Here is a 10,381-nt window from a genome sequence, read left to right as displayed (position 1 = left end):
GCAACGACACCCTGTCCGGCGGCGACGGCAACGACACCCTGGTCGGCGGCGCCGGCGCCGACGTCCTCGACGGCGGGATCGGGACCGACACCGCCTCCTACCAGGATGCGGGCGCCTCGGTGGTGGCGAACCTGTCGAGCCCGGGTGGCAACACCGGCTTTGCCGCCGGCGACACCTACACCTCGGTCGAGATCCTGATCGGAGCCGACGTCGCGGGCGCCGGCGACACGCTCACCGGCGACGCGAATGGCAACGTCCTGTCCGGCCTGGCCGGCGACGACCAGCTCTTCGGCCTGGCGGGCAAGGACACCCTCTCGGGCGGGGACGGCAGCGACAATCTCTGGGGCGGCCAGGACGGCGACGTGCTCGACGGCGGCGCCGGCTTCGACTTGGCCCGCTACGATTACGCCGCGAGCGGGGTCACGGCGGTGCTGTACAATGCCGGCTTCAACACCGGCGAGGCGGCCGGCGACACCTACATCAGCATCGAGGGCCTGGTCGGCTCAGGCTTCGCCGACAACCTCCAGGGCGACGGCGGGGTCAACCAGCTCTACGGACAGGCGGGCGACGACCAGCTCTTCGGCCTGGCGGGCACCGACAGCCTCTCGGGCGGGGACGGCAGCGACAACCTCTGGGGCGGCGAGGGCGGCGACAGCCTGGACGGCGGCGCCGGCTTCGACCTGGCGCGCTACGATTACGCCGCGAGCGGGGTCACGGCGGTGCTGTACAATGCCGGCTTCAACACCGGCGAGGCGGCCGGCGACACCTACATCAGCATCGAGGGCCTGGTCGGCTCAGGCTTCGCCGACAACCTCCAGGGCGACGGCGGGGTCAACCAGCTCTACGGACAGGCGGGCGACGACCAGCTCTTCGGCCTGGCGGGCACCGACAGCCTCTCGGGCGGGGACGGCAGCGACAACCTCTGGGGCGGCGAGGGCGGCGACAGCCTGGACGGCGGCGCCGGCTTCGACCTGGCGCGCTACGATTACGCCGCGAGCGGGGTCACGGCGGTGCTGTACAATGCCGGCTTCAACACCGGCGAGGCGGCCGGCGACACCTACATCAGCATCGAGGGGCTGGTCGGCTCAGGGTTCGCCGACAACCTCCAGGGCGACGGCGGCGCCAACCAGCTCTTCGGCCAGGCCGGCGATGACCTGCTCTTCGGCCAAGCCGGCAAGGACACCCTCTCGGGCGGGGACGGCGGCGACAGCCTGTGGGGCGGCGAGGACGGCGACGTGCTCGACGGCGGGAACGGCTTCGACTTCGCCCGCTATGACTACGCGTCCGCCGGGGTGACGGCGGTGCTCTACAACGCCGTCTTCAACACCGGGGAGGCGGCGGGCGACAGCTACACCGGCATCGAGGGGCTGGTCGGCTCGGGCTTCGGCGACAACCTCCAGGGTGATGCCGGCGCCAACCAGATCTACGGCCTGAGCGGCGACGACCTGCTCTTCGGCCTGGCGGGCAAGGACAGCCTCTCGGGCGGGGACGGCGGCGACAGCCTCTGGGGCGGCCTGGACGGCGACGTGCTCGACGGCGGCGCCGGCTTCGACTTCGCCCGCTACGACTACGCCGCGGCCGGGGTGACGGCGGTGCTGTACAATTCCGGCTTCAACACCGGCGAGGCGGCGGGCGACACCTATACCGGCATCGAGGGCCTGGTCGGCTCAGGCTTCGCCGACAACCTCCAGGGCGACGGCGGGGCTAACCAGCTCTACGGCCTGGCGGGCGACGACCAGCTCTTCGGCTTGGCGGGCAGCGACAGCCTCTCGGGCGGGGACGGCAACGACAACCTGTGGGGCGGCGAGGGCGCCGACAGCCTCGACGGTGGGGCCGGCTTCGACCTGGCGCGCTACGACTACGCGGCGAGCGCGGTCACGGCGGTGCTGTACAACGCCGTCTTCAACACCGGGGAGGCCGCGGGCGACGGCTACGCCAACATCGAGGGTCTGGTGGGCTCGGGCTTCGCCGACAACCTCCAGGGCGACGGCGGCGCCAACCAGCTCTACGGCCAGGCCGGGGACGACCAGCTTTACGGATTGGCCGGCAAGGACAGCCTCTCGGGCGGGGATGGCAACGACAGCCTCTGGGGCGGCGAGGACGGCGACGGGCTCGACGGCGGCGCCGGCTTCGACCTCGCCCGCTACGACTTCGCCGCGAGCGGGGTCACGGCGGTGCTGTCCAACGCCACCCTCAACACCGGGGAGGCGGCGGGCGACACCTATACCGGCATCGAGGGGCTGGTCGGCTCAGGCTTCGGCGACAACCTCCAGGGTGATGCCGGGGCCAACCAGATCTACGGCCTAAACGGCGACGACAACCTCTGGGGTGGCGAGGGCGCCGACAGCCTCGACGGTGGCGCCGGCTTCGACCTGGCGCGCTACGACTACGCTTCCGCCGGGGTCACGGCGGTGCTGTACCTATCCGGCTTCAACACCGGTGAGGCGGCGGGCGACAGCTACACCAGCATCGAGGGTCTGGTCGGCTCCAACTTCGACGACAACCTCCAGGGCGACGGCGGCGCCAACCAGCTCTACGGCCAGGCCGGCAACGACTTCCTGTATGGCGGCCAGGGTGCTGACACCCTCGTCGGCGGGGCCGGCTCGGACACCTTCGCGTTCCAGGCCGGCGACTTCCAGGCCGGGGTGTTCGACCTGGTAACCGACTTCCACGAGGCGGCGGGCGATACCGATGCCCTGACCTTCCTGGGGATGTCGCCGTCGAGCCTGCAGGTGACGCAGCAGGGCAGCGACGTCCTGGTCAGCACGACGCAGCTGGGCGGCACTGGCGGTGTGATCGTCCAGAACTTCACCGTGGCCCAGATCCAGGATCAGCTCTTCTTCGCCTGATGTCGGATGAGCTCACCCGCCTCGTGAACCTTGCGGTCCGGCGCTATGCCGGGCCGCAAACTCAATCAGTGACGACGGCCCGGTCAGAAGCTTCGCCTTGTAGGTCTCTCCGCCCGACATCGCTTGCTCTTTCAGATCGGGATCATGCCCTCCTGCTTCACCGGCTCGTGCCGGTATGAGCGTGGACGCGCAGGTAGGTATTCCAATTTACTTGGCTGCTCTCGACATGATCGTCGCCACGCGTTTGCAGGATGAAATGACTGTGTTGATGGTCTCCTTGTCCCGGCCCTCGAGGATGACTGGGATAGCCTCGCCAGTGCCGGTATCTTCGTAGACATCGTAAGTCGCGCGATCGTCGTCGTGGCTGACTTCCTCGTACTCTCGGCGAGGCTCGCGCATACTCTCGTCCAGGAGGCGGCAGGCGAGGATCGGGTCGAGGCTCCTGTGGCGACCGGCGCCGAAGTCTGCGCTGTCACCCCAGATGTAGCCGCTGTTCCTGTCGATGATGATGTAGCGGGGCATGATGTGCCTCTTAGCGTGCAGACGATGAGAGCGCGGCGACTGGCCTGCCGCTATCCCGTTTCTTCTAAGGTTTCCAGACCTTCCTCGGGATGTACCCGGCCGCCTGCGCGAGCGTCTAGTTTCGGAAGCGGGTCGGACCCGGGATCGAAGTATTCCGAGCCCGACCCGCCGCCCGCCGGGAGAGGGAAGCCACCAGCAGGCGCGGGCAGTCTAGCCCAGATCGGGCCAGCCGCCGCAAGGTCCAGCCAGGAGCCAATAGACCGGCTATCGATTGCGCCCGCCGCCGAGCTCTGCGCAAGACCTTCCAAGGACTTCCAGGATGGGCTGTTTCGCGTTCCATACGCCAATCTTATGCGCCCATCTCCGGAATTTAATTTTCAGATCCGCAAAGTTGCTAAGTTAAAACATCGTAAAATCCGCCGAAATAATTCAAGATCATCTTCACAAAAGCTCGGCGGAACGTGTTCAGATTGATCTTGCACCTCGCACATCGCATCGCTCATCCGGCTCTGCGCGGTTCCGGCACAGAAGCTACAGCAGGGGACATTAGATTTAGTCAGATCAGCTTGATCGTGCGAAGGACTTTTTGGGTTGGTTTGCGAACGTGCAAGCTTGTGAATGTGATCGGTATCACGCTATGTTTCGGTATTTGCAGTGGGATGAAGCATGACCCTTAATGCATTGTCTTGGATAGCGATGGCTGCCTATGCCTTCCACATCCTAGAAGAGTACCAACTGAACTGGCGAGACTGGGCGCGAAACGCGCTCAAGCTGCCAGTGGAGTGGAGCGATTTCTATGTCACTAATGCAGTCGTCATCGCCCTCGGTGTTGCGCAGGCGATGCTCGCGATCGAGCTGCCGCTGGCACCGATGAGTTTTGCGGCGCTGATGCTGATCAACGCTATCTTCTTCCACATCCTGCCATTCGCTCGGACGCGACGCTTTTCGCCGGGGCTGATCACGGCGGTTCTGCTCTTTCTCCCGTGCAGCTTAGCTGTGTTTTCCAAGGCTCATCAAACTGGCCAAGCCACAGTTACAACGATGATCTTCTCTTTCGTTATAGGGGCAGTGACGATGGCCTATCCCATCGTCATGCTGCGAGTTCGCTCACAGAGTTTTTCGACCAGAGTTCCCAATAATCCGTCCGCCTGCGGTCGAAACTATTGTTGGCAGAGGTTATAGGCGCCTTCCAGCTCTCGGCTACATCCGATTTTCTTGAACCGGATACTGCAGCAAAGGTTCTCATGCTCGCGTCAGGCTCAGCGCATGGCCTTACAGGTCGAGCTTAAGCCAGGAGGAGGTCTATCCTGTCGGTGCCGACCCGGGCAGAGACGTTGCCAGTTTGGTATGGCAGGCAAAATGAAAACCGGGATAGATCCCTTTGCGTGCAAGGGCCGGCAGACCAGCATCCAGGTGCGTCGGGAGCGGGCGAGGCAGCATGCTGCCCATGTCACGCCCGTCATCAACGAGGTGCGAGCCGGCGGCGCCATGACCTTGCGGGCTGTTGCTGACGCACTCAACGCGCGCGGTATTCCGACGGCACGAGGCCGGCAGTGGTCAGCCACCCAGGTGCGCCGCGTGATGACCTGGACGGCCTGAGACGCGGGCCGGCCGGGTGGTGGTGCGGCAGGCCCCACCTCTGGCGGTACTGGTCCGAGGCGAGCCTCGTTCAGCCGCGTCACCCCTTCGCCCCCAGGGTCTCCTCGACGAGGCGTGGGTTCCGCTCCAGGAGCGCCAGCAGCACGCGCGCGGGCCCTTCGGGCTTGCGGCGGCCCTGCTCCCAGTTCCGCAGGGTGCCGACGGCGACGCCGATGCGGCTGGCGAACACGTCCTGAGAGAGCTCGGTCGCCTTGCGGATCGCCGCAACATCGACCTCGCGGGGAACGTGGACGCGCAGGCCCGGCACGGTCTCGCCGCGGGCATGGGCGGCGGCCTGCTCGAGGCTGCGGGTCAGGTCGTTGAACATGGCGTCGTCCATGGTGCCTCCTCAGGACAGGGTTTCAACCAGCCGGGCCAGGATGCGGGCCTGCTCCGGGGTCGGGTTGGCCTGCTCGTTCTTCGCGTAGGCGAGGAGCAGGTAGACGCCGCGCCGACCGACGAAGCACGAGATGACCCGCGCCCCGCCTCGCTTGCCGCGGCCCACCAAGGGAACCCGCACCTTGCGCAGGCCGCCGGCGCCCGGGATCACATCTCCGGCCTGCGGGTTGGCCGCGAAGAAGTCGACGACCGCCGCCCGCTCCGCCTCGGTCATCAGCCTCTCGGCCGTGCGCAGGTAGACTTCGGTCTCGATGACGGTGTGGAGATCGCCGGGCATACCCATTTCTGAGTCACTGGCGTATATACGTCAATGGCGCAGAAAGAACAACACTTTATGCGGCGCTCGCGCGGGAGCTGGGGCCTGGTCGTGGTCAAGCCGCTCGCAGCCACCCTTTATGCGGCGCTCGCGCGGAAGCAGGCGCACCGGGCTATTCGGGGTTGATCGAGCTCTATCGGCGCAAGCCGTAGTCTCACTGGGCCCGCCTTGACGCTGCGTGCGACCGGTCGACGTGTCGGTATGGCTCACAGCTCGGCGTGGCGAGGAGTTCGGTGTCGCTTTCGCGGCGGACGATACGCGAGCTCGGACGGCCCGTGGAGCCTCGATCCGGGAAAGACAGTCCCACACCACATCATGAAGCGGAACGGGCGCCAGTGGCCAACGTCGTGGCTTCTAGGGGCATACTACCAACCGCGCTCGCCCAAAACCAATCTCCGGGCGGAAGACGGACGACCACGGGCGGGGACCGTGACCCTCGACCTGTTCGAGCTTCCCTCAAGGATGCGCATGAACGCCATCGCGGCGCAGCTCAGCACCGGCGCCGGCTCCATGCCGGGCTCGGTGCTACGTGGTCGACCGTGACCGCATGGTCCATGCCGGCGGAGGCTCGACCGGCGAGGGGAAGGGGGCGGACGCCCCCGAGCGTTCCGAGTTGCTGGAGATCGGGGCGGCGATCCTGGCCCAAGCCGTCGCGCCGATGCGGGCGGTTGGCCGGGTTCTCTGGCGTGAGCGGGCTTTGGCAACGTCATGCCGCCGGCAAGATAGAACGAAACCCCGCTTCACGTTGCCCCCAACCTGAGTTCGGGCCTACGGCTAAGTCACTGGAACGGCCAAGCTCGAATTCAGGTGCAAATAAAAAAATTTTCGCCAATTTCGCGCGCAATTTTTGGGGATTGAACATCCGGTCTGCGCATCCGTCTGCCTAGGTATTTGCACCCCCCTACCCCTGTACTGCGCCTGTCCGCCAGGTCGCGCCGCTATAGGGGTCAGGGTCCCCCGGGGCACGGCGCGCGTGGCGCCTGGCGACGTTGGGCCCTCGATCGTCGCCTTCAGCCTGGCAGTGCGCGTCATGTCCGGTCCTGGCGTGTGCGAGGATAGCGAGGGGCAGCGACCCCAGATCGCAAACCCTCGCACCGCCATTTCTCTTTTATTTTCAAGTCCCTACTTGACCCTCTGCGAGGGTTTCGAGGGTTTAGCTATCTTATAGTTATATGAGAGAGTTTTTTCGACGGAGCACCAACCTCCTATATACGGGCGCGGGCGAAAAATCCTCGCGATGCTCGCGGGTGCGGGCTATCCGTCTGGATTTGCAGCGCTTTTTCTGCGCGACAGTTAGTCGGTAAGGCTCGCAAATACTCGCGAACTATCGCGCAGGGCGGCTCACGACTTACCGCTGACGCTCTAAGCTGCCCTGCCCCCTCGCCGGAAATCAAGGCCGTTCGGCCTGGCGCGAGGGTTATCAACGCCCTTCCCCGCCCACGGGGGGTGCGAGGACCTCGGCCGACGCGTCGGGCACGTCGTGCAGCTTGATGTTCAGGTATCGGCGGACGCGCGTCTTTTCCTTCACGATACCCTTTTGCGGCAGGACTCGACCGAAGAACGTTTCTTTCCATGGGCGGATAGCATTGGCGTTGCACCACCTGACGAAGGCCAGATAGACATCACGCGCGGTTTCATGATGACCGTCGCATTGGGCAAGGCAATCCTCCATGAATGCTGCGATCGGGTCCATTTCATCGCGGTAAGCTTGTGTAGCGTCGGTGACTTCTTTCGGCGTGACCAAGCCCTCTTGCATATAGATGTCCAGTCCCGCGAGGAGCCAATTCAAGATCCCGGATCGCTCCGCCTCGAACTCGGCCAGGACCTCCTTCATCGGCCGCCGCTCGCCCTCGGGGATCATCACGGACCATTTCACCAGGCGCAGCCGCCGCCAAATCCCGTGGTCAGTGCCGCCAATCTTCGGCATGTCGTTTCCCGACATGGCCGCCTTGAAGCATGGTCTAAACTTAAAGAAACCCTTGTTGAGATGGCGCGCTTTGATTTCTTCGCCGCCCGTCAACGACTTGACGAGTGCTTCTCTCAGGTCCTCCCCACGCGGCAGTTCGGAAATCCGCAGGTAGCGCACGCCTGGCAACTCGGCGAAATCAGGCGTTGCCTGATCGCCGCGCCGCTGCCCCTGGCCGGTGATCGACTCGGCGTTGAGGAGGTCGGAATACCCGCCATAGAGCGCGGCGAGCGCCTCCATGAATGTAGACTTGCCGTTCGCGCCCGTTCCGTAGTTATAGACGAAGCACTGCGCGCCAGTCAGGCCCGTCATTGCCAATCCATGAAAGACTTGCAGGAACCGCCGAACGTTCTCGTTCGGCTGGAATTTTTCCATGAATTCATCCCACTTCGGGCACGTCGCCTTAGGGTCATAAACGACCGGCGCAAGCTTCGTGATGCAATGGGCGCGATTGTGCTCGACCGGATCGACCCGCAACCGATAACGCAGATGTTGATCGCCCTCACTCTCCGGGTCAACGATCCGCGATAAAGCAAGCGTTACGTTCTCGCAGTTGAACAGAAGCGGATCCGCGTCGAGGTCGCTGGGACTGATCGTCTTGTACGGCAACGCCTGTGATATCATCGCGTTGATCTTTGGCGCGTTGCCGGACTGGACTGAGAACTTGCGGCGAGCGACGCGCCGGCCGGCGAGCGCGTCGAGCACGTCGTCTGCCGCGTCGATCGCGCTGCGGTCCTCCGCGTTCAGGTCGTCGGGGCTCTTGCGCCGCAGCTCGCGCGCCGCATCCACGATCGCGCGCTCGCCCGCTATCAGGCCGAGCACATCCGCCTCGAGGGCGATGCGCTGGGCGGTGCGCTGCGCAAGGCGCGTTACGGCCTCGTCGCCGCCCTCCCGACGCCACAGGCGCCCGGCCCAGGTGTGCCACCCGACCTCGCGCACGTGCAGGAGGTCGGCGCCGAAATGCGACAGTAGCCGTCGCCCGTTGGCGGTGTCGTTCTGTTCCAGCTCGGCGCACGCCGCGACGATGTCAGCGCCGATCGGCTCGCCGGTCTCAGGGCCCGAGGGCGCCGGCCTGTTCTGGGGGGTACGCATGCACTAACTCAGGGGGATGGGACATCAGGGCCCCCGCCTCCCCCGCACGCGGAGCCAGGGCCGCGAGGTGGCAGTGCGCCGCCTCGAGCAATTCCAGGTCGTGCCGGCGTTCGGATATCGCCTGCACCAGCCCCCGCCCCTCCTCGCCGTCGGCGAGCGCAGACCGCTCCCCGGCGAGGGGGGCGGGGGCAGGCGTCACGGGCGAGCCCGGCGACGCACGTCGTTCCAGTCGAGGCCGGGCGGCGCCATGTCGGTCACGATCGTCCGGCCCGGACGCGCCCACCGGGCCTCCGGCCACAAGGCGGAGAGACGCGCGAGAGCATCCTCGACGTTGGCCGAACGCATGTCCGCGCCACGGCGCAAGAGCCTGAATTTGTTGCCGTTCTCGAACAGCAATTTGGACAGGCGGGACTCGGCCGTGTCCGTCAGGGACAGGTACGCGTCCGCCACCAGGAGGAGTTGATCTCGCAGTCTCATCGCCGGGGGATATGAGGATGAGTTTTTCCCGTCGTCAACGGCCCGAGGTTCGGAAAATCCCGCCTGATCCCTGATTGTCCCACTCCGAAATCGGGAATAAAAATTCCTCCGTAACGAGATCAGGGGGTTAGCATGAACGACACAGCGACGGCCGATTTCATCGCCCGGATCGAGGGTCGGATCGCTGCCCTCGGGACCACCGAACGCGCCGTCTCCCTCGAGGCCTTCGGCCACCACAAGGGGATCGCGCAGATGCGCAAGAGCGCGTCCCCCGGGATCGAGACCTTTCGGCGCCTCGCCGGAGCCCTGCGGACGACGGCCGCTTACCTGGCCTATGGCGATGGGGCACCGGAGGCGGCGCGCGCGCCGCGCCAGTTCACCACCCGCCTCGGCCTCCTGCCGATCGCCGGCGAGGTCGCGGCCGGTCATTGGCTCGAGGTCGACACGATGGTTGATGCCCCCTCCTATACCGGCCAGAGCCTCGCGCCGGATCCGGGCTGGCCGGCCCAGGCGCAGTTTGCCGTTGTCGTGCGCGGGACCTCGATCAACCGCGTGGCACCGGATGGGGCGCTCCTGCACTGCGTCGATCCGCGCCAGACCCGGGACCAGCCTAGATCCGGCGACCTGGTGATTCTCGAGCGTAAGCGCCACGGCGGCCATGACGTCGAGCGCACCGCCAAACGCTACCGGCCGACCGACACAGGGCACGAGTTCTGGCCCGACTCCACGGACGCCCGGCACAAGCCGATCGTGGTCGACAACAGCGAGGAGCCGGAGGAAGGAACCTCGATCGAGGTCATCGGCCTGGTGGTCCGGGTCGCTCACACGGTCGAGCCCGGCGCGCCTTGGGAGCGGTGAAGCCCGAAAGGTCGATTGGGAATTCTATATCCTAATCCCCGTTTGACGGGGTTTAAATATCCAACATCTCGGCTCGAATTCAGGGGCCGAGACGTGTCCGCATCCGCACCGGATAACCCCACCGCGACCTGCATCGCGCTCTACGCGTTCATGGCGCGGCACATGACCGACGAGCACGGCCGCTACATGTAGCGGCGCGCAATCGAACTGTGGCGGAGGCGCAATCGAGGGCGTTTTCCGGCGCACGATCGGTGAGACTGGAGA

The 10,381-nt window shown here is 65.7% G+C and carries 9 protein-coding genes; 4 read left to right on the top strand and 5 right to left on the bottom strand.

Features of this window, described 5'->3' with window-relative positions:
* Window positions 1-2,849: beta strand repeat-containing protein (locus EU555_RS35470; protein ID WP_135420036.1), on the top strand; the 2,849-nt coding region annotated here is incomplete at its 5' end.
* 207 nt (window positions 2,850-3,056) lie between these two features.
* Here EU555_RS35470 and EU555_RS35465 read toward each other — a convergent pair.
* On the bottom strand, window positions 3,057-3,371 hold the full coding sequence (locus EU555_RS35465) for a hypothetical protein (protein WP_135420035.1): 315 nt from the start codon (window positions 3,369-3,371) through the stop codon (window positions 3,057-3,059).
* A 666-nt stretch (window positions 3,372-4,037) separates the two neighbouring features.
* Here EU555_RS35465 and EU555_RS35460 point away from each other — a divergent pair.
* Window positions 4,038-4,553, top strand: a complete 516-nt coding sequence (locus EU555_RS35460; RefSeq protein ID WP_135420033.1) for an HXXEE domain-containing protein — start codon at window positions 4,038-4,040, stop codon at window positions 4,551-4,553.
* An 84-nt stretch (window positions 4,554-4,637) separates the two neighbouring features.
* Window positions 4,638-4,970: a recombinase family protein gene (locus EU555_RS37580; RefSeq protein WP_342636512.1), complete on the top strand. Its 333-nt coding sequence runs from the start codon at window positions 4,638-4,640 to the stop codon at window positions 4,968-4,970.
* A 79-nt stretch (window positions 4,971-5,049) separates the two neighbouring features.
* Here the strand turns inward: EU555_RS37580 and EU555_RS35450 are convergent, their stop codons facing one another.
* From EU555_RS35450 to EU555_RS35435, 4 genes are all read right to left on the bottom strand, one after another.
* A complete protein-coding gene (locus EU555_RS35450) occupies window positions 5,050-5,349 on the bottom strand; it encodes a helix-turn-helix domain-containing protein (protein ID WP_135420029.1) in 300 nt (99 codons plus the stop codon).
* A gap of 9 nt (window positions 5,350-5,358) precedes the next feature.
* Window positions 5,359-5,685, bottom strand: coding sequence for a type II toxin-antitoxin system RelE/ParE family toxin (locus EU555_RS35445; protein WP_135420028.1), 327 nt, complete (start codon window positions 5,683-5,685; stop codon window positions 5,359-5,361).
* Between the two features lie 1,459 nt (window positions 5,686-7,144).
* Window positions 7,145-8,782 (bottom strand): DNA primase family protein, encoded by a 1,638-nt coding sequence (locus EU555_RS35440; protein WP_135420026.1) that lies wholly within the window; start codon window positions 8,780-8,782, stop codon window positions 7,145-7,147.
* A gap of 195 nt (window positions 8,783-8,977) precedes the next feature.
* On the bottom strand, window positions 8,978-9,232 hold the full coding sequence (locus EU555_RS35435; RefSeq protein ID WP_135420024.1) for a hypothetical protein: 255 nt from the start codon (window positions 9,230-9,232) through the stop codon (window positions 8,978-8,980).
* A gap of 159 nt (window positions 9,233-9,391) precedes the next feature.
* Between EU555_RS35435 and EU555_RS35430 the strand changes: the two genes are divergently transcribed.
* Window positions 9,392-10,117, top strand: coding sequence for a LexA family protein (locus EU555_RS35430; protein ID WP_135420022.1), 726 nt, complete (start codon window positions 9,392-9,394; stop codon window positions 10,115-10,117).
* Window positions 10,118-10,381 lie beyond the last annotated feature (264 nt).

Origin of the sequence: Methylobacterium nonmethylotrophicum (genome assembly GCF_004745635.1) — a bacterium.
In the GTDB taxonomy this organism is placed as follows: domain Bacteria; phylum Pseudomonadota; class Alphaproteobacteria; order Rhizobiales; family Beijerinckiaceae; genus Methylobacterium; species Methylobacterium nonmethylotrophicum.
This window is presented reverse-complemented; position numbering and strand designations above follow the sequence as displayed.